Source organism: Pseudescherichia sp. AS216, from assembly GCF_037152055.1.
Lineage (GTDB): Bacteria > Pseudomonadota > Gammaproteobacteria > Enterobacterales > Enterobacteriaceae > Pseudescherichia.
This window is the reverse complement of the sequence record NZ_JBBCMV010000001.1, coordinates 411,402-428,981: the sequence shown is the minus strand read 5'-3', so window position 1 is coordinate 428,981 and position 17,580 is coordinate 411,402. Positions and strand designations below refer to the sequence as shown.

At 58.9% G+C, this 17,580-nt stretch carries 19 protein-coding genes and 1 riboswitch; of the genes, 12 read left to right on the top strand and 7 right to left on the bottom strand.

Features of this window, described 5'->3' with window-relative positions; genetic code table 11:
• The first annotated feature begins 192 nt into the window (after window positions 1-192).
• The 5 genes from cecR to WFN61_RS02105 are packed head-to-tail and all read left to right on the top strand — an operon-like array spanning window position 193 to window position 5,833.
• Window positions 193-870 carry a transcriptional regulator CecR gene (gene cecR, locus WFN61_RS02125; RefSeq protein ID WP_312174279.1) on the top strand — a complete coding sequence of 226 codons (678 nt, stop codon included), beginning with the start codon at window positions 193-195 and terminating at the stop codon, window positions 868-870.
• Window positions 867-1,862: a secretion protein HlyD gene (gene hlyD / locus WFN61_RS02120; protein ID WP_144813342.1), complete on the top strand. Its 996-nt coding sequence runs from the start codon at window positions 867-869 to the stop codon at window positions 1,860-1,862. The genes cecR and hlyD overlap by 4 nt, the downstream gene beginning before the upstream one ends.
• Entirely contained in the window at window positions 1,855-3,594 is a 1,740-nt protein-coding gene (locus WFN61_RS02115; RefSeq protein ID WP_337037423.1) for an ATP-binding cassette domain-containing protein, read from the top strand. Before hlyD ends, WFN61_RS02115 begins: the two co-directional genes overlap by 8 nt.
• On the top strand, window positions 3,584-4,717 hold the full coding sequence (locus tag WFN61_RS02110) for an ABC transporter permease (protein WP_257756988.1): 1,134 nt from the start codon (window positions 3,584-3,586) through the stop codon (window positions 4,715-4,717). Before WFN61_RS02115 ends, WFN61_RS02110 begins: the two co-directional genes overlap by 11 nt.
• A gap of 9 nt (window positions 4,718-4,726) precedes the next feature.
• Window positions 4,727-5,833, top strand: a complete 1,107-nt coding sequence (locus WFN61_RS02105) for an ABC transporter permease (RefSeq protein WP_144813350.1) — start codon at window positions 4,727-4,729, stop codon at window positions 5,831-5,833.
• Here WFN61_RS02105 and WFN61_RS02100 read toward each other — a convergent pair.
• Complete coding sequence (locus tag WFN61_RS02100) at window positions 5,795-6,205, bottom strand: YbhQ family protein (RefSeq protein ID WP_222889955.1); 411 nt, start codon at window positions 6,203-6,205, stop codon at window positions 5,795-5,797. The genes WFN61_RS02105 and WFN61_RS02100 overlap by 39 nt on opposite strands.
• Before the next feature lie 133 nt (window positions 6,206-6,338).
• Here WFN61_RS02100 and WFN61_RS02095 point away from each other — a divergent pair, with 133 nt between their 5' ends.
• From WFN61_RS02095 to WFN61_RS02085, 3 genes are read left to right on the top strand one after another with little or no spacing between them, the layout of a single operon-like run.
• Window positions 6,339-7,100 (top strand): endonuclease/exonuclease/phosphatase family protein, encoded by a 762-nt coding sequence (locus tag WFN61_RS02095; RefSeq protein WP_144813358.1) that lies wholly within the window; start codon window positions 6,339-6,341, stop codon window positions 7,098-7,100.
• Window positions 7,097-8,344: a cardiolipin synthase ClsB gene (gene clsB, locus WFN61_RS02090; protein ID WP_312282240.1), complete on the top strand. Its 1,248-nt coding sequence runs from the start codon at window positions 7,097-7,099 to the stop codon at window positions 8,342-8,344. Before WFN61_RS02095 ends, clsB begins: the two co-directional genes overlap by 4 nt.
• Window positions 8,344-9,306 carry a lysylphosphatidylglycerol synthase domain-containing protein gene (locus WFN61_RS02085; RefSeq protein WP_144813365.1) on the top strand — a complete coding sequence of 321 codons (963 nt, stop codon included), beginning with the start codon at window positions 8,344-8,346 and terminating at the stop codon, window positions 9,304-9,306. Before clsB ends, WFN61_RS02085 begins: the two co-directional genes overlap by 1 nt.
• A gap of 50 nt (window positions 9,307-9,356) precedes the next feature.
• Here WFN61_RS02085 and WFN61_RS02080 read toward each other — a convergent pair whose 3' ends face one another.
• From WFN61_RS02080 to moaA, 6 genes are all read right to left on the bottom strand, one after another.
• Window positions 9,357-10,061 (bottom strand): Bax inhibitor-1/YccA family protein, encoded by a 705-nt coding sequence (locus WFN61_RS02080; protein WP_144813368.1) that lies wholly within the window; start codon window positions 10,059-10,061, stop codon window positions 9,357-9,359.
• 58 nt (window positions 10,062-10,119) lie between these two features.
• Complete coding sequence (gene moaE / locus WFN61_RS02075; protein WP_144813372.1) at window positions 10,120-10,572, bottom strand: molybdopterin synthase catalytic subunit MoaE; 453 nt, start codon at window positions 10,570-10,572, stop codon at window positions 10,120-10,122.
• A gap of 1 nt (window position 10,573) precedes the next feature.
• On the bottom strand, window positions 10,574-10,819 hold the full coding sequence (moaD, locus tag WFN61_RS02070) for a molybdopterin synthase sulfur carrier subunit (RefSeq protein ID WP_042392254.1): 246 nt from the start codon (window positions 10,817-10,819) through the stop codon (window positions 10,574-10,576).
• Window positions 10,812-11,297 (bottom strand): cyclic pyranopterin monophosphate synthase MoaC, encoded by a 486-nt coding sequence (gene moaC / locus WFN61_RS02065; RefSeq protein WP_042392252.1) that lies wholly within the window; start codon window positions 11,295-11,297, stop codon window positions 10,812-10,814. The genes moaD and moaC overlap by 8 nt, the downstream gene beginning before the upstream one ends.
• A gap of 3 nt (window positions 11,298-11,300) precedes the next feature.
• Window positions 11,301-11,813: a molybdenum cofactor biosynthesis protein B gene (moaB, locus tag WFN61_RS02060; RefSeq protein WP_257756986.1), complete on the bottom strand. Its 513-nt coding sequence runs from the start codon at window positions 11,811-11,813 to the stop codon at window positions 11,301-11,303.
• A gap of 20 nt (window positions 11,814-11,833) precedes the next feature.
• Window positions 11,834-12,823, bottom strand: coding sequence for a GTP 3',8-cyclase MoaA (gene moaA / locus WFN61_RS02055; protein WP_144813379.1), 990 nt, complete (start codon window positions 12,821-12,823; stop codon window positions 11,834-11,836).
• A riboswitch (molybdenum cofactor riboswitch) is annotated at window positions 12,811-12,943 on the bottom strand. Its footprint overlaps the gene before it by 13 nt.
• Window positions 12,944-13,162: 219 nt before the next feature.
• On the opposite strand from moaA, the gene yvcK reads away from it, so the two are divergent.
• From yvcK to pmrB, 4 genes are all read left to right on the top strand, one after another.
• Window positions 13,163-14,071, top strand: a complete 909-nt coding sequence (yvcK, locus tag WFN61_RS02050) for a uridine diphosphate-N-acetylglucosamine-binding protein YvcK (RefSeq protein ID WP_337037419.1) — start codon at window positions 13,163-13,165, stop codon at window positions 14,069-14,071.
• Window positions 14,072-14,164: 93 nt separating this feature from the next.
• Window positions 14,165-15,802: a phosphoethanolamine transferase EptA gene (gene eptA / locus WFN61_RS02045; RefSeq protein ID WP_337037417.1), complete on the top strand. Its 1,638-nt coding sequence runs from the start codon at window positions 14,165-14,167 to the stop codon at window positions 15,800-15,802.
• A 3-nt stretch (window positions 15,803-15,805) separates the two neighbouring features.
• On the top strand, window positions 15,806-16,477 hold the full coding sequence (pmrA, locus tag WFN61_RS02040; protein ID WP_257756981.1) for a two-component system response regulator PmrA: 672 nt from the start codon (window positions 15,806-15,808) through the stop codon (window positions 16,475-16,477).
• Between the two features lie 4 nt (window positions 16,478-16,481).
• Window positions 16,482-17,576, top strand: coding sequence for a two-component system sensor histidine kinase PmrB (gene pmrB / locus WFN61_RS02035; protein WP_337037413.1), 1,095 nt, complete (start codon window positions 16,482-16,484; stop codon window positions 17,574-17,576).
• Window positions 17,577-17,580: the final 4 nt, after the last annotated feature.

Below are 17,580 nucleotides of genomic sequence, written 5' to 3'. Positions count from 1 at the left end.
CAGGGAGATAGGTAACGAAACAGATGACAAAAACCACAGTGTCATGAAGGGGCGCAGTGTAGCAGCTTTTGTGATGCGGCGCATAAAATATCCCGTGTCCATTCATTAACAAAATAATTCTCCGGCTGCATAGACATGCTCAAAAAACCGACATAATATTAATCAATCGATTGATTAATTTTTTGCGACGCTATGAATACTATCCCGACCACAACGAAAGGTGAGAACGCGAAGCGTCAGCTTATTGCCGCCGCCCTTGCCCAGTTTGGCGAATACGGTCTGCACGCCACGACCCGCGATATCGCCGCGCAGGCTGGACAGAACATCGCGGCAATCCCCTACTACTTCGGGTCGAAAGAGGATCTCTATCTCGCCTGCGCCGACTGGATCGCCGACTTTATTGGCAGCCAGTTTCAGCCGATGGTGGAGGCCGCCGCCGCGCTGCTTAGCGCCCCGGTGCCGGATCGGGATGCTATTCGCCAGCTGATCCTTAACGCCTGCGGCAATATGATCCAGCTCCTGACCCAGGACGATACGCTGAGCCTGAGCAAGTTTATCTCGCGGGAACAGCTCTCCCCCACCGCGGCCTATCAGCGGGTTCACGATCGCGTCATTGCGCCTATGCACACCCATCTGACCGAGCTTATCGCCGCCTATACCGGCCGCGATCCCGCTGATACCCAGACCATTTTGCATACTCATGCCCTGCTGGGGCAGGTGCTCGCCTTCCGTCTGGGTCGGGAGACCATTTTGCTCCGCACCGGCTGGACACAGTTTGATGAGAGTAGCGTCGCGCAGATTAATGAGGTTATCGCCTGCCATCTTGATCTGATCCTGGTTGGCCTTACGCAAAGGAGCCTGAAGCCATGAAAAAACCCGTCATCGCCCTGCTGGCGGTGGTTGTTGTCATCGCTGCCGCCGTCGGCGGCTGGCTGTGGTATCAAAGCCAGCAGGAGCGCGGTTTGACCCTCTACGGCAATGTCGATATCCGCACGGTCAATATGAGCTTTCGCGTGGGCGGTCGCCTCGCGTCCCTTGCCGTTGACGAAGGGGATGCGATTAAAGCTGGTCAGGTATTGGGAACGCTGGATAAAGCGCCCTATGAAAATGCGCTGATGCAGGCCAAAGCGAGCGTCGCCGTTGCCCAGGCGCAGTACGACCTGATGCAGGCGGGCTATCGCGACGAGGAGATCGCCCAGACCGAGGCGGCGGTGCGACAGGCCAAAGCCGCCTACGACTACGCACAGAATTTCTATGCCCGCCAGCAGGGGCTATGGAAAAGCCGCACCATCTCCGCCAACGATCTGGAAAACGCTCGTTCGTCCCGGGATCAGGCCCGGGCGACGCTGAAATCTGCCGAGGACAAGCTGAGCCAGTACCGCACCGGCAATCGCCCGCAGGATATCGCTCAGGCGAAGGCCAGCCTGGAACAGGCCCAGGCCCAGCTGGCACAGGCCGAACTGGATCTGCATGATACCACCCTGGTCGCGCCTGCTGACGGCACGCTGATGACGCGCGCCGTGGAGCCTGGCAGCATGCTCAATGCGGGTAGCACCGTGCTGACCCTGTCGCTCACCCGCCCGGTATGGGTGCGTGCCTATATTGATGAACCTAACCTGGGCCGGGCTAAACCCGGCAGCGAACTGCTGCTCTATACCGACGGCCGCCCGGACAGGCCATATCACGGCAAGGTAGGTTTCGTCTCCCCCACCGCCGAATTCACGCCGAAAACCGTGGAAACGCCGGATCTGCGCACCGATCTGGTCTATCGCCTGCGCATTATTGTGACCGACGCCGATGACGCCCTGCGCCAGGGGATGCCAATCACCGTTCGGTTTAACGATGGGCAGCGCAATGAGTGACACGGCGATCCAGCTTAATGGCCTGGTAAAACGCTTTGCCGGCATGGAGAAGCCCGCCGTCGCGCCCCTGACCTGTACCATCCAGAGCGGGTACGTCACCGGGCTGGTTGGTCCCGACGGGGCGGGTAAAACCACGCTGATGCGTATGCTTGCCGGGCTGCTCAAGCCCGACGCGGGGAGCGCCCGCGTGCTGGGTCTCGATCCCATTCACGACGATCGCGCCCTGCACGCCTCGCTGGGCTATATGCCGCAGAAGTTCGGCCTGTATGAGGATCTGACGGTAATGGAGAACCTGACCCTGTATGCCGATCTGCGCAGCGTGGTGGGTGAGACGCGGCAGAAAACCTTTGCCCGGCTGCTGGAATTTACCGCCCTCGGTCCCTTTACTAACCGGCTGGCGGGCAAGCTCTCCGGCGGGATGAAGCAGAAGCTGGGCCTGGCCTGCACCCTGGTGGGCGAACCGAAAGTGCTGCTGCTGGATGAACCCGGCGTCGGCGTGGATCCGATTTCCCGCCGCGAGCTGTGGCAGATGGTGCACGAGCTGGCGGGCGAAGGGATGCTGATCCTCTGGAGTACCTCCTATCTTGATGAAGCCGAGCAGTGCCGCGACGTGCTGCTGCTCAACGAAGGGGAGCTGCTGTATCAGGGCCAGCCCACCACGCTGACCCAGAGCATGGCCGGGCGCAGCTTTCTGCTGCACAGCCCGCAGGAGTCCAACCGCAGGCTGCTGCGGCGGGTGCTGAGGCTGCCCCAGGCGAGCGACGGCATGATCCAGGGTCGCTCGGTGCGCCTGATCCTCAAGAAAGAGGCCAGCGCAGAGGATATTCGCCGCGCGGAGGGGATGCCGGAGATTGAGATAGCCGAAACCACGCCGCGCTTTGAAGATGCGTTTATCGACCTGCTTGGCGGGGCGGGAACCCAGGAGTCACCGCTCGGGGCGATCCTGCATACCGTGGAGGGATCGCCGGAGGAGACGGTGATTGAGGCAAAATCGCTGACCAAAAAATTTGGGGATTTTGCGGCGACGGATAACGTCGATTTTGCCGTGAAGCGCGGCGAGATCTTCGGCCTGCTGGGACCAAACGGTGCAGGCAAATCCACCACCTTTAAGATGATGTGCGGCCTGCTGGTTCCCACCGCCGGTAAGGCGCTGGTGCTGGGCATGGATCTCAAGGTCAGCTCTGGCAAAGCCCGCCAGCGGCTGGGCTATATGGCGCAGAAGTTCTCTCTCTACGGCAACCTCACCGTGGAGCAGAACCTGCGCTTCTTCTCCGGGGTCTACGGCCTGCGCGGGCGGGCGCAGAACGAGAAGATCGCCCGCATGAGCGAGGCGTTTAGCCTGACCAGCATCGCCTCCCACGCCACCGACGCCCTGCCGCTGGGCTTCAAGCAGCGGCTGGCGCTGGCCTGCTCGCTGATGCACGAGCCGGACATCCTGTTTCTTGACGAGCCGACTTCCGGCGTCGATCCCCTTACCCGCCGCGAGTTCTGGCTGCATATCAACAGCATGGTAGAGAAAGGTGTTACCGTGATGGTGACCACCCACTTTATGGATGAGGCAGAGTATTGCGACCGCATCGGGCTGGTCTATCGCGGGAAGCTGATCGCCCATGGCACGCCGGACGATCTGAAAGCCCAGGCCGCAGACGCTGAACAGGCGGACCCGACCATGGAGCAGGCGTTTATTCGGCTGATCAACCGCTGGGATAAGGAGCATACCGATGAGCGCTAGCGCAGTGTCATGGCGGCGGGTACGCGCCCTGTGCGTTAAAGAGACGCGGCAGATCGTCCGCGACCCCAGCAGCTGGCTGATTGCAGTGCTGATCCCGCTCCTGCTGCTGTTTATTTTCGGCTACGGCATTAATCTCGACTCCAGCCGTCTGCGGGTTGGGATCCTGCTGGAGCAGCGCAGCGAAGAGGCGCTGGACTTCGCTCACGCCATGACCGGCTCACCCTATATTGATGCCACTATCAGCGACAGCCGTCAGGAATTAATTGCCAAAATGCAGGCCGGACGCATACGCGGCATGGTGGTGATCCCGGTGGATTTCGCCGCCAACATGGCACGCCCTGGCGTTGATGCTCCCATTCAGGTGATTACCGACGGCAGCGAGCCGAACACCGCCAACTTCGTGCAGGGCTACACGGAGGGGATCTGGCAGCTGTGGCAGATGCAGCGGGCGGAAGATCGGGGCGAAACGTTTGAGCCGCTGATCGACGTCCAGACCCGCTACTGGTTTAACCCCGCCGCCATCAGCCAGCACTTTATTATCCCTGGCGCGGTGACCATCATTATGACGGTGATCGGGGCCATCCTGACCTCGCTGGTGATCGCCCGCGAATGGGAGCGTGGCACCATGGAGGCCCTGCTCTCGACGGAGGTGACCCGCGTAGAGCTGCTGCTCTGCAAGCTGATCCCCTACTACTTCCTCGGCATGCTGGCGATGCTGCTCTGCATGCTGGTCTCGGTGTTTATCCTCGGCGTGCCCTACCGGGGCTCGCTGATCCTGCTGTTTTTTATCAGCAGCCTGTTTTTGCTCAGCACGCTGGGGATGGGGCTGCTTATCTCCACCGTGACCCGCAACCAGTTTAACGCCGCGCAGGTGGCGCTCAACGCCGCGTTTCTGCCGTCGATTATGCTGTCGGGCTTTATCTTTCAGATCGACAGCATGCCGGCGGTGATCCGCGCGGTAACGTGGATTATTCCGGCGCGCTATTTCGTCAGCACCCTACAAAGCCTGTTTCTGGCTGGCAATATCCCGGTGGTGCTGATTGTAAATACGCTGTTTTTGCTGGCGTCGGCGGTGATGTTTATCGGCCTGACATGGCTGAAAACCAAACGGCGACTGGATTAAGGAGCACATATGTTTCACCGCTTATGGACGCTGATTCGCAAAGAGCTGCAATCCCTGCTGCGGGAGCCGCAGACGCGGGCGATCCTGATTGTTCCGGTGCTGATCCAGGTGCTGCTGTTCCCCTTTGCCGCTACTCTTGAGGTGACCAACGCCACCATCGCCATCTACAGCGAAGATAGCGGCAGGCATTCGGTGGAGCTGACCCAGCGCTTTGCCCGCGCCAAAGCCTTTACCCACGTTCTGCTGCTACACAGCCCGCAGGCGATCCGGCCCACCCTCGATACGCAAAAGGCGCTGCTGCTGGTACGCTTCCCGGCAGACTTCTCACGCAATCTCGATACCTTCCAGCCTGCGCCGATGCAGCTGCTGCTCGACGGGCGTAACTCCAACAGCGCGCAGATTGCCGCTAACTATCTTCAGCAGGTGGTCAAAGAGTATCAGCAGGAGCTGATGGCGGGAAAAGTGAAGCCCAACAACAGCGAGCTGGTGGTGCGTAACTGGTATAACCCCAACCTCGACTATAAATGGTTCGTGGTACCGTCGCTGATCGCCATGATCACCACCATCGGCGTGATGATTGTCACCTCGCTGTCGGTGGCCCGCGAGCGGGAGCAGGGAACGCTGGATCAGCTGCTGGTTTCCCCCCTCGCCACCTGGCAGATTTTTGTCGGCAAGGCGGTCCCGGCTCTGATCGTCGCCACCTTCCAGGCCAGCATCGTGCTGGGGATAGGCATCTGGGCCTACCAGATCCCCTTCGCCGGATCGCTGATGCTCTTCTATTTCACGATGCTGATCTACGGCCTGTCGCTGGTGGGCTTTGGCCTGCTGATCTCCGCGCTATGCGCAACGCAGCAGCAGGCATTTATCGGCGTGTTTGTCTTTATGATGCCGGCGATCCTGCTCTCCGGCTACGTGTCGCCGGTGGAGAATATGCCGGTCTGGCTGCAGCATTTGACGTGGGTGAACCCGATTCGCCACTTCACCGATATCACCAAGCAGATCTATCTGAAGGATGCGAGTCTGGATATTGTCTGGGGAAGCCTGTGGCCGCTGCTGGTTATCGCGGCCACAACGGGATCAGTGGCCTACGCGATGTTCAGGCGGAACGTTGCGTAGCTTCTTATCTTTGGTCAGCAGGGAGAGCACCGCTGGCCCGGCAAGGATCGCCAGCCCTACCGGCGCGAGCAGCAGATCGTTGTGCAGCACGCGGGAGAGCAGCCACAGCGCAATGATGGAGGTACCGAAATACCAGGAGGTGGTCAGCTCCTCAAGAAAATCGCCTACTTCACGCCAGCGCCCGTCATGATGACGTTGCAGAGCCAGCATCAGCAGCACCGTGACGCCGTAAACCACGCATAGGCTCAAGCCGACGCGCACCAGCGCCCCGCTCATCCAGCCCATTACCAGCGCCGCCACGACGATGAAATGCGACACAATCTGCCAGCAACCGAGGCCGGTTGCCACACGAATACGCTGTTGCCACTTCATGGATTTACTCCTGAAGAATTTTATCTGTAATTGAGAGTACCGGACTTTACGGAAAAATCCGTAAGGCCGCATCTTTTTGTGACAGATACTACACTTTATTTCCAACAGGACAGCGTCACTGGCGGGATACAAGATGACAGAACAGAATCAGCCATTCTCTTTAAAAGTACTTACGATTAACACGCACAAGGGTTTCACCGCGTTTAACAAACGCTTTATTTTACCAGAGCTACGCGACGCGGTTCGTACCGTCGGCGCAGATATCGTCTGTCTGCAAGAGGTGATGGGCGCGCACGAGGTGCATCCGCTGCATGTGGAAAACTGGCCCGATACCACCCACTATGAATTTTTGGCCGATACGATGTGGAGCGACTTCGCTTACGGTCGTAACGCCGTCTATCCTGAAGGGCATCATGGCAACGCCGTGCTCTCCCGCTATCCGATAGTGCACTATGAGAACCGCGACGTCTCTGTGGATGGCAGCGAGAAACGCGGCCTGCTCTACTGCCGCATTGTGCCGCCGCAGCACAACCGCCCGATTCACGTTATCTGCGTCCACCTGGGCTTACGTGAGGCCCACCGCCAGGCCCAGCTCACGATGCTGGCCGAATGGGTAAACTCCTTCCCTGAAGGGGAGCCGGTGCTGGTGGCGGGCGACTTTAACGACTGGCGGGTGAAAGCCAACCACCCGCTGAAAAAACAGGCCGGGCTGGAGGAGATCTTCACCCGGGCGAAGGGCCGCCCGGCGCGTACGTTTCCGGTCAGCCTGCCGCTGCTGCGTCTTGACCGTATCTACGTTAAAAACGCTAACGCCAGCGCCCCAGAGGCACTGCCGCTGCGTAACTGGCGTCATTTGTCTGACCATGCCCCACTGAGCGCGGAGATTCACTTATGAAATGCGGATGGCGAGAAGGAAACCGCATCCAGCTGCTGGAGAACGGTGACGAATACTACCCAGCTGTGTTCAAAGCAATCGACAATGCACAGCGTAAGGTGATCCTGGAAACCTTTATCTGGTTCGAAGATGACGTGGGCCGCAAGCTGCACGCGGTGCTGCTGCGTGCTGCCCAGCGTGGAGTCAATATTGAGGTGCTGCTGGATGGCTACGGCTCGCCCGATCTCAGCGATGAGTTCGTCGGCCAGCTCACCGCCGCTGGCGTGGTGTTCCGCTACTACGATCCGCGCCCGCCGCTGTTAGGGATGCGCACCAACGTGTTCCGCCGGATGCACCGTAAGATTGTGGTGATCGACAGTATCGTGGCGTTTGTCGGCGGCATTAACTACTCTGCCGAACATATGAGCGACTACGGCCCTGAGGCCAAGCAGGACTACGCCGTGCGGGTTGAAGGCCCGGTGGTCGAAGATATTCTTCAGTTCGAACTGGAGAACCTGCCGGAGCACGCCCAAACCCGCCGCTGGTGGCAGCAGCGCCGTCGTCACCAGGCACCGGATAACCGCAAGCCCGGTGAGGCGCAGGCGCTGTTTGTCTGGCGCGATAATGACGATCATCGGGACGACATTGAGCGCCACTACCTCAAAATGCTGGCCAATGCCAAACGCGAAGTGATCATTGCCAACGCCTACTTCTTCCCCGGCTACCGTCTGCTGCATGCGATGCGCAATGCGGCCCGTCGTGGCGTAACGGTAAAGCTGATCGTCCAGGGCGAGCCGGATATGCCCATTGTTACCGTGGGTGCGCGCCTGCTCTACAACTACCTGGTGAAGGGCGGCGTGCAGGTGTATGAGTACCGTCGCCGTCCGCTGCACGGCAAGGTGGCGGTGATGGACGATCACTGGGCCACCGTGGGCTCCAGCAACCTCGATCCCCTCAGCCTGTCGCTTAACCTGGAGGCCAACCTGATTATTCATGACCGTGCCTTTAACCAGACCCTGCGCGACAACCTGAACGGCATTTTGCAGCACGACTGCGTGCGGGTTGATGAAACCATGGTGCCAAAACGCACCTGGTGGAACCTGGCTAAAAGCGTGGTGGTGTTCCACTTCCTGCGAAAATTCCCGGCCATGGTGGGTTGGCTGCCGGCGCATACGCCTAAGCTTTCGCTGGTAAAGCCGCCGGTTCAACCGGAGATGGAGACGCAGGATCGCGTCGATACGGAAAGCAGAGAGGTTAATCCCTGATGAGCAAATCACATCCGCGCTGGCGGCTGGCGAAAAAAATCCTGACCTGGGTCTTCTTTATTGCCGTGACGGTGCTGCTGGTGGTCTATGCCCGTACGGTGGACTGGGGCGACGTGTGGAACGTTATTCGCAACTATAACCGCACGCCGCTGCTGATCTCCGTCGCGCTGGTGGTGGTGAGTTACCTGCTCTACGGCTGCTATGACCTGCTGGCTCGCGCCTACTGCGGACACAAGCTGGCGGCGCGCCAGGTGATGCTGGTGTCGTTTGTCTGCTACGCCTTTAACCTGACCCTTAGCACCTGGGTGGGCGGCATTGGCATGCGCTATCGCCTCTACTCTCGCCTCGGCCTGCCCAGCAGCACTATCACCCGCATCTTCTCGCTAAGCATTACCACCAACTGGCTGGGCTACATTCTGCTGGGCGGGATCATCTTCTCCTTTGGCATCGTTCAGCTGCCCTCGCACTGGTACATCGACGAGGGCACGCTGCGTATCGTTGGCGTCGTGCTGCTGCTGATGATCGCCGCTTACCTCTGGTTCTGCGCCTTTGCCAAACGTCGGCATATGACGGTGAAGGGCCAGAAGCTGGTGCTGCCGTCGTTTAAATTTGCTATTGCACAGATGGTGATCTCCAGCGCTAACTGGATGGCGATGGGCGCGATTATCTGGCTGCTGCTGGGCCAGGAGGTGAACTACTTCTTCGTGCTGGGCGTGCTGCTGGTGAGTAGTATTGCAGGGGTCATTATCCATATCCCGGCGGGGATTGGCGTGCTGGAGGCAGTGTTTATCGCGCTGCTGGCGGGGGAGCACGTCTCGCACGGCAAGATCATCGCCGCCCTGCTTGCCTATCGCATGCTCTACTACTTCCTGCCGCTGATGCTGGCGCTGGTGTGCTATCTGGTGCTGGAGAGCCGGGCGAAAAAGCTGCGGGCGAAGAACGAAGAGGCGATGCAGAAGTAACAAGAGAAGAGATTGTAGCCGGGTGAACGTAGCGCCACCCGGCGTTTTACTTACCGACGGTTGCCAAAAATCCGCAGCAGCATCAGGAACAGGTTGATAAAGTCCAGATAGAGCGTTAGCGCACCGAGGATGGCATATTTACGCAGGTTGCCACTGTCGCTCACGTCGATCTGCTCGCCGATACGCTTAAGTTTCTGCGTGTCATAGGCCGTCAGACCCACGAAGACAATCACCCCGATGTAGGTCACTATCCACATCAGCGTTTCGCTCTTCAGCCAGAAGTTGACCAGCGAGGCCAGCACAATACCAATCAGCGCCATAAACAGCATATTGCCGAAGCCGCTCAGATCACGCCTGGTGGTGTAACCGTAGAGGCTCATGGCACCGAACATGCCGCCGGTCACCACAAAGGTGCTGGCGATGGATGAGTAGGTGTAGACCACAAAGATACTGGCAAGGGTCAGGCCGGTCAGCGCCGAATAGAGCATAAACAGCGTGGTGGCCATCGCCGCGCTAAGCTTGTGCACCAGCCCGGAGAGGACAAACACCAGCGCCAGCTGAGCGATGATCAGGCCAAAGAAGGTGATTTTGCTGGAGAAGACAAACATCATCACCGCGGGGGTGTTGGCCGCGAACCAGGCGATAAACGCCGTCAGGAACAGCCCGCAGGTCATCCAGCCGTAGACCTGGGCCATGTAGGTTTGTAGCCCGCTGCGGGTCTGGACAATTGAATCGGATCGTGGGAATCGGTCCATGATTAACTCCTGTTAAGTGAACACGCTTCTAAGGGTAACACATCCGGGAAAAAGCGACTTACCAGCGCTTCGCTGCCTGCTGGTCGCTCTCCCGCGCCTCGACCCAGCGATCGCCCTCTTCCGTTGCCTCTCGCTTCCAGAAGGGGGCGCGGGTCTTCAGGTAGTCCATAATATACTCCCCGGCGGCAAAAGCACTCCCGCGATGAACGCTGGTGACGCCGACGAAGACAATCTCATCTCCCGGCCACAGCTCGCCAATGCGGTGCACCACCGTGACGCGGCCCAGCGGCCAACGATCCCGGGCCTGCTGAACAATATCCGCCAGCGTTTTTTCAGTCATGCCAGGGTAGTGCTCCAGGGTCAGGGCGTGCACGCTATCGCCGAGATTGTGGTTACGCACCTTGCCGGTGAACGTCACCACCGCCCCGTCTTCATCGCGTTCCGCCAGCCAGGAATACTCCTCGCCAACGCTAAAGGAAGCATGGCCTACGCGAATGCGCGTTTCGCTCATCTTAGCCTCCGGTTACCGGCGGGAAGAGCGCGACTTCATCGCCGCTCACCACCGGATGGTCAAAGCTCACCAGGGTCTGGTTGACCGCGGCCAGCAGACGCCCCTCTTCCAATGCCAGCGCCCAGCGATCGCCCCGGGCGGCCAGCGCCTGACGCAGGGCTTCAACGCTTTGAAACTCGCTCTCCAGCGTCAGACTATCGCAGCCCACCAGCTCCCGTACCTGGGCAAAAAAGAGCACTTTAATCATCGTTATCCGCCCTGAAATCACCGGATTTGCCACCGCTCTTCGCCAGCAGACGAACCGGGCCAATCACCATATCTTTCTGTACCGCTTTGCACATGTCATAAATGGTCAGCGCCGCCACCGAGGCCGCCGTCAGCGCCTCCATTTCGACGCCGGTTTTCCCGGTCAGACGACATAGAGTGGTAATGCGCACCCGGCTCTGCTCCGGCTGCGCCTCGAGATTCACCTCGACCTTGCTGAGCATCAGCGGATGGCACAGGGGGATCAGCTCCCAGGTACGCTTCGCCGCCTGGATACCGGCAATACGCGCGGTGGCAAAGACGTCGCCCTTGTGGTGACTGCCGTCGATAATCATCGCCAGCGTCTCAGGGAGCATAGTAACAAAGGCTTCCGCCTGCGCTTCTCGCACGGTCTCTGCTTTTGCCGAGACGTCAACCATGTGCGCTTCGCCCGCGGCGTTAATGTGGGTCAGTTGAGACATAGTCTATTTCTTTAAATGAGGGTGGAAATTGCACGGGCGGGTGCGCGCATCGATCTGCGGCGCGATGATATTCTCCCATGCGGTTCGGCAGGCTTTGGTCGAGCCGGGCATCGCAAAAATCAGCGTGTTATTGGCGATGCCGGCCACCGCGCGGGACTGCAGCGTGGCGGTGCCGATCTCTTCAAAAGAGAGCATGCGGAACACCTCGCCAAAGCCTTCAATTTCACGATCGAAAAGCGGCAGCAGCGCCTCTGGGGTCTGGTCACCGGCGGTAAAGCCCGTGCCGCCGTTGATCACAATAACCTGCACCTCGTCGCTGGCGATCCACGCCGAAACCTGAGCCCGAATGGCGTAGCGGTTCTCTTTGACGATGGCTTTCGCCACCACCAGATGCCCCGCGTCATGGGCCGCGTCGCGCAGGAAGTGGCCGGAGGTATCCTCCTCTTCGCCGCGACGGCTGGAAACGGTCAGCACGGCAATGCGTGCCGGGATAAACTCTGCGCTGGCCTGACTCATAAACTGCCTCCTTGTAAGGTCTATCCGCCGATATAGGAAAGGTTTTGCGTGATACCGGTATTGCCCTGATGCAGGAAGTGGGTCTGCTTCTTGTGCGTTAGCGCAGCGGCGATGCGTGCCTCCAGCTCCGCCTGCTGGGTATCTTCCGCCAGCAGATCGCGCAGGCTCACGCCACCGTCGCCAAACAGGCAGAGATGCAGCTTGCCCACCGACGAGACGCGCAGACGATTACAGCTGGCGCAGAAGTCTTTCTCGTAGGGCATGATCAGGCCGATCTCCCCGGTGTAGTCCGGATGGCAAAAGACCTGCGCCGGGCCGTCGCTGCGGCCGCGCAGCTTCTGGATCCAGCCGCGACGCAGCAGCTCATCGCGCAATACCATGCCAGAGAGGTGGTGCTTGCGGAACAGGTCGCTCCCCTCGCCGGTCTCCATCAGCTCAATAAAGCGTAGCTGGATGGGACGGGTCTGGATCCACGCCAGGAAGGTATCAAGCTGATGGTGGTTAACGTCGCGCATCAGCACGGTATTGACCTTGACCTTCTCGAAGCCCGCCTCGAAAGCGGCATCGATACCCTGCATCACCTGGTGGAACTTATCCTGCCCGGTGATGGCGTGAAACTGGCGGGCATCGAGGCTGTCAATGCTGACGTTGATCGCGGTCAGCCCGGCGTCGCGCCAGCTGGCCACGTCCCGCGCCAGGCGGTAGCCGTTAGTGGTCACCGCCAGCTGGCGGATGGCGGCATTCTCCCGCACCGCCGCAATGATCTCGGTAAAGTCGCGGCGCAGCGAGGGTTCCCCGCCGGTCAGCCGCACCTTCTCGGTGCCGAGCGCAGAAAAGGCGCGGGTCACCCGCCGAATTTCATCGAGGGTCAGAAAGCTTTTGTTGGTTACCCCGCCCGGCTTGTAGCCATCGGGCAGGCAGTAGGTGCAACGAAAATTGCACACGTCGGTAATAGACAGACGCAGGTAATAGAACTTACGCGCGAATGCATCGGTAAGCTGTGAGGCCATGTACACCTTTCCAAATACGGGAGATGCAGTCATTTCTTCCTGCACCCTGGTGGCAATTGCCACGGCCAAAGCATCATATCCGGGGACGTAGACGCAGAGGCTAGAGTGTGTGTTTGTAACGCTATAAGTAGCGATAGTAGCGCGATAACGTGATTTTCGCCATCCCCGCCTATCGCTATATAAATTACTATATAGCGCCATGATCGTGCATTTTCGTTACAGAATACGTGAAAATCAGCCTCTTGCCTTGATATGCATCATTTTCACCCGCTTGGGGCATCGTCTTTTAGTGGTATTTACGTTAACGTAGCGCAGTTTTTTAGCCATTAAGGAAGAGTTATGCGTAGTCGTACGCTTGCGGATCTTGACCGGGTCGTTGCCCTTGGCGGCGGACACGGGTTAGGACGCGTTATGTCCTCGCTGGGGTCGCTGGGTTCAAGGCTGACGGGGATCGTCACCACCACTGATAACGGCGGGTCAACCGGGCGTATTCGTCGCGCCGAGGGCGGCATCGCCTGGGGCGATATGCGTAACTGTTTGAACCAGTTAATTACCGAGCAGAGTGTCGCTTCGGCGATGTTTGAGTACCGTTTTACCGGCAATGGCGAGCTTTCCGGGCATAACCTTGGAAATCTGATGCTAAAGGCGCTGGATCACCTTAGCGTCCGGCCTATGGAGGCGATCAATTTAATTCGTAACCTGCTTAAGGTCGATGCGTTTCTGATCCCCATGTCGGAGCAGCCGGTAGATCTGATGGCTATCGACAGCGAGGGGCACACGGTCTACGGCGAGGTGAACGTCGACGGGCTGACAACGCCGATTCAGGAGCTGATGCTCTTCCCTTCCGTGCCCGCTACCCGCGAAGCGATAGAGGCCATTGCCGAAGCGGATCTGATCCTGATTGGCCCGGGCAGCTTTTACACCAGCCTGATGCCGCTGGTGCTGCTTGGCGATCTGGCCCAGGCGCTGCGCCGCACGCCTGCCCCGGTGGTCTATATCGACAATCTTGGTAGAGAGCAGAGCGCCGAGGCGGCGCGGATGGATCTGTGCGCCAAGCTGTCCTTGCTGGAGCAGCGCGTTGGCAAGCGGATTGTGGATGCGGTGGTGGTCGGGCCCGAGGCAGAGACAGCGGCACTCAGCGATCGCCTTGTGGTACAGGAGGTACTAGAGGCCAGCGATGTTCCCCATCATCACGATCGCCATCTGCTACGCGTCGCGCTGGAGCAGGCCGTCCAGCGGCTGGGCTGATGTTTACCCCTTCCAGACTTTTCTGAAGATCTTAAGGTTGCCTTAACTCTCTTCTGGGAGCATACGTAGCATACTCTTTTCAGGAAGTTATGTATGCGTATGTTCCCGTTCTACAGGCCAGCCTTAGGGCGCATGACCTTTATCATCCTGTTCTCATTTTATATCGCCGTTGCGCTGAACCTTGCCTTTTATCATCAGGCCTGGACGCTGCTGGCGGTGCACTCGCCGTGGTCGCTGGCGGTATTTTTATCGATGCCGATCGTGACCTTTTGCGTGATCAACATCCTGACCACCCTGGCCTCGTTTATCTGGCTGGATCGGCTGCTGATCTGCCTGTTTGTTGTGCTCTGCGCAGCAACCCAGTTCTTTATCTGGACCTACGGCGTGATTATCGACCGGACGATGATTGCCAACATTCTTGATACCACCCCCGCAGAGAGCTTTGCGTTGATCACGCCGCAGCTGCTGCTGACGGTAGGCATCTCCGGGGTGCTGATGGCCATACTGGCCTGCTGGCTGCGGATCAAAAAATCCCCTTCAGGCTGGCGTAGCGTGCTGATCCGCGGCGCGAATATTCTCGTGTCGGTCGCCGTGGTGCTGGTGATAGCGCTCTTTTTCTATAAGGATTACGCCTCGCTGTTTCGTAACAACCGTGAGCTGGTGAAATCCCTTGGGCCCTCTAACAGCATTACCGCCGCTTACTCCTACTATAAGCACCACCGCATGGATAACCTGCCGCTGGTGAAGCTCGGAGAAGATGCCACGCGGGTGCCGCAGATGCATCAGGGCACGAAGAAGAATTTAACCATTCTGGTGGTGGGCGAAACCTCACGGGCAGAAGATTTCTCCCTCTCCGGCTACGGGCGTGAAACAAATCCACGGCTTAAGCAGGATAACGTGGTCTATTTCCCCCAGACCAGCTCCTGCGGTACGGTGACGGCGGTCTCCGTTCCCTGCATGTTCTCCGGGATGGCGCGCAAAAACTACGATGAGCAGCTTGCTCACCACCGGGAAGGGCTATTAGATATCATCCAGCGCGCGGGTGTTCAGGTGCTGTGGAACGAAAACGACGGCGGCTGTAAAGGGGCCTGCGATCGGGTTTCTCATCAGGACGTTACCCAGCTCAACCTGGCCGACCTCTGCAAGGCGGGGGAATGTCATGACGATATTCTGTTCCACGGTCTGGAGCAATACATCGATAAGTTACAGGGCGACGGGCTGATTGTGCTGCATACCATCGGCAGCCACGGCCCGACCTATTACGATCGCTATCCGCCGCAGTTCAAAAAATTTACCCCGACCTGCGATACCAACGAAATCCAGACCTGTTCGCAACAACAGCTTAAAAATACATATGATAATACGGTACTGTATGTCGACTATGTCGTCGATAAAGCAATAAAGTTGTTGCAGGCACAGCAGGATAAGTTTACCACCAGCCTGGTCTATCTCTCCGATCACGGCGAGTCCTTAGGCGAAAATGGCGTCTATCTGCATGGCCTGCCTTACGCCATTGCGCCGGAGTCACAGAAACATGTGCCGATGCTGATCTGGCTATCGCCCGATTTCAAGCAGCGCTACCGGGTAAGTGAGTCGTGCCTGCAAAAACGTGCTGCCAGCGAATCTTTTTCGCAGGACAATCTGTTTTCAACCATGCTGGGCATTACGGGCGTGCAAACCCACGTATACCAGCCAGCCGATGATATTCTGGCCGCCTGCAGGGAGTCATAGTGTATGAAAATATTAATCGTAGAGGATGATACCCTGCTGTTGCAGGGGCTGATGCTGGCCATGCAGTCAGAGGGCTACGCCTGCGACGGCGTGAGCACCAGCCGGGAGGCCATGCTCAGCCTGGCGTCTGGGCACTATAGCCTGATTGTCCTCGACCTCGGGTTACCGGATGAAGATGGCCTGCATCTGTTGCAGCGGCTGCGGCGGGAGAAGGTCTCTCTGCCGGTGCTGATCCTGACCGCCCGCGATACGGTGGAGGATCGCATCTCCGGGCTGGACGCTGGCGCAGATGACTATCTGATTAAGCCTTTTGCGCTGGAGGAGCTTAACGCCCGTATCCGCGCGCTGCTGCGTCGCCATAATAACCAGGGCGACAGTGAAGTTGTCGTGGATGATCTGCGCCTGAACGTCAATACCCGTCAGGTGTGGCTGGCCGGGCACTCGATGGATCTGACCCCAAAAGAGTATGCCCTGCTGTCACGTCTGATGCTCAAGGCGGGCTGCCCGGTACATCGGGAGATCCTCTACAATGACATCTACAACTGGGATAACGAGCCGGCCACCAACACCCTTGAGGTACATATCCATAACCTGAGGGATAAGATTGGTAAAGATCGCATCCGCACGGTGCGTGGTTTTGGCTATCAGCTGATTAAGATGGAGCAGACAACCTAACCCTATGCCAGAGAAGATAAAAAAGAGGCTCTCCCCTGTCCGCTGGACCCTGCGCGGACGCCTGCTGCTGACCATTGGCTCGATCCTGGTGCTGTTTCAGCTCATCAGCGTCTTCTGGCTATGGCATGAGAGCAAAGAGCAGATCCAGCTGCTGGTGGAGAGCGCTATCTACAAGCACAACAACCATGCGCATATTGAGCGCGAGGTGCATGAGGCGGTTGCTAGCCTGCTGGTACCGAGCCTGTTTATTATCGGCATGGCCCTGCTCATCTGCATGCAGGCGGTAAAGCTGATCACCCGTCCGCTGCGCGATCTGCAGCGGGAGCTGGAGATCCGTACCTCTGATAACCTGCAGCCGATTGTGCTCAACAATCCCTCGGCGGAGGTAGAGGCGGTCAGTTCGGCCATTAACCAGCTGGTGGCGCGCCTGAACCTGACGCTCGATCGCGAGCGGCTCTTCACTGCCGACGTGGCCCACGAGCTGCGCACCCCGCTGGCGGGACTGCGTCTGCACCTGGAGCTGCTGGCAAAAAGCCACCCCTCCGTTGATGTCAGCCGCCTGATCTTACGTATTGACCAGATGACGGAGAGCGTCTCCCAGCTGCTGCAGCTGGCGCGCATGGCGCAGTCGTTCTCGGCGGGCAGCTACCAGCAGGTGATGCTCATCCGCGACGTCATGCTGCCTCTGCAGGATGAGCTACAGACGATGCTGGGCACTCACCAGCAGACGCTGGCGCTGCCCGAGGATCAGGAAGACATGGCGGTACGCGGAGACGCCGTTCAACTTCGGGTGCTGCTCAGGAACCTGGTGGAGAATGCGCACCGCTACAGCCCGGAGAAGAGCGTGATTACCCTCAAACTTGAGCAGACGCCTGCGCCGGTGCTGGCGGTGGAAGATGAAGGCCCCGGCGTGGACGAGGCGAAAAGCAAAGAGCTCAGCAAAGCCTTTGTGCGGATGGACAGCCGCTACGGCGGGATCGGACTGGGGCTGAGCATCGTCAGCCGCATCGCCCAGCTGCACGATGGGCAGTTCTACCTGCATAACCGCACGTCCAGGCCCGGCGTACGGGCCTGGGTGCAGTTTCCGCCTGTTGTTTAGGCAG

Coding starts and splice junctions, on each gene's coding strand:
- cecR (WP_312174279.1), top strand. CDS start 193: ATGAATACTATCCCGACCACAACGAAAGGTGAGAACGCGAAGCGTCAG.
- moaB (WP_257756986.1), bottom strand. CDS start 11,813: ATGAGTCAGGCCAGCGCAGAGTTTATCCCGGCACGCATTGCCGTGCTG.
- moaC (WP_042392252.1), bottom strand. CDS start 11,297: ATGTCTCAACTGACCCACATTAACGCCGCGGGCGAAGCGCACATGGTT.
- pmrB (WP_337037413.1), top strand. CDS start 16,482: ATGCCAGAGAAGATAAAAAAGAGGCTCTCCCCTGTCCGCTGGACCCTG.
- moaD (WP_042392254.1), bottom strand. CDS start 10,819: ATGATTAAAGTGCTCTTTTTTGCCCAGGTACGGGAGCTGGTGGGCTGC.
- clsB (WP_312282240.1), top strand. CDS start 7,097: ATGAAATGCGGATGGCGAGAAGGAAACCGCATCCAGCTGCTGGAGAAC.
- pmrA (WP_257756981.1), top strand. CDS start 15,806: ATGAAAATATTAATCGTAGAGGATGATACCCTGCTGTTGCAGGGGCTG.
- WFN61_RS02095 (WP_144813358.1), top strand. CDS start 6,339: ATGACAGAACAGAATCAGCCATTCTCTTTAAAAGTACTTACGATTAAC.
- WFN61_RS02085 (WP_144813365.1), top strand. CDS start 8,344: ATGAGCAAATCACATCCGCGCTGGCGGCTGGCGAAAAAAATCCTGACC.
- moaE (WP_144813372.1), bottom strand. CDS start 10,572: ATGAGCGAAACGCGCATTCGCGTAGGCCATGCTTCCTTTAGCGTTGGC.
- WFN61_RS02100 (WP_222889955.1), bottom strand. CDS start 6,205: ATGAAGTGGCAACAGCGTATTCGTGTGGCAACCGGCCTCGGTTGCTGG.
- moaA (WP_144813379.1), bottom strand. CDS start 12,823: ATGGCCTCACAGCTTACCGATGCATTCGCGCGTAAGTTCTATTACCTG.
- WFN61_RS02115 (WP_337037423.1), top strand. CDS start 1,855: ATGAGTGACACGGCGATCCAGCTTAATGGCCTGGTAAAACGCTTTGCC.
- WFN61_RS02110 (WP_257756988.1), top strand. CDS start 3,584: ATGAGCGCTAGCGCAGTGTCATGGCGGCGGGTACGCGCCCTGTGCGTT.
- hlyD (WP_144813342.1), top strand. CDS start 867: ATGAAAAAACCCGTCATCGCCCTGCTGGCGGTGGTTGTTGTCATCGCT.
- eptA (WP_337037417.1), top strand. CDS start 14,165: ATGCGTATGTTCCCGTTCTACAGGCCAGCCTTAGGGCGCATGACCTTT.
- yvcK (WP_337037419.1), top strand. CDS start 13,163: ATGCGTAGTCGTACGCTTGCGGATCTTGACCGGGTCGTTGCCCTTGGC.
- WFN61_RS02105 (WP_144813350.1), top strand. CDS start 4,727: ATGTTTCACCGCTTATGGACGCTGATTCGCAAAGAGCTGCAATCCCTG.
- WFN61_RS02080 (WP_144813368.1), bottom strand. CDS start 10,061: ATGGACCGATTCCCACGATCCGATTCAATTGTCCAGACCCGCAGCGGG.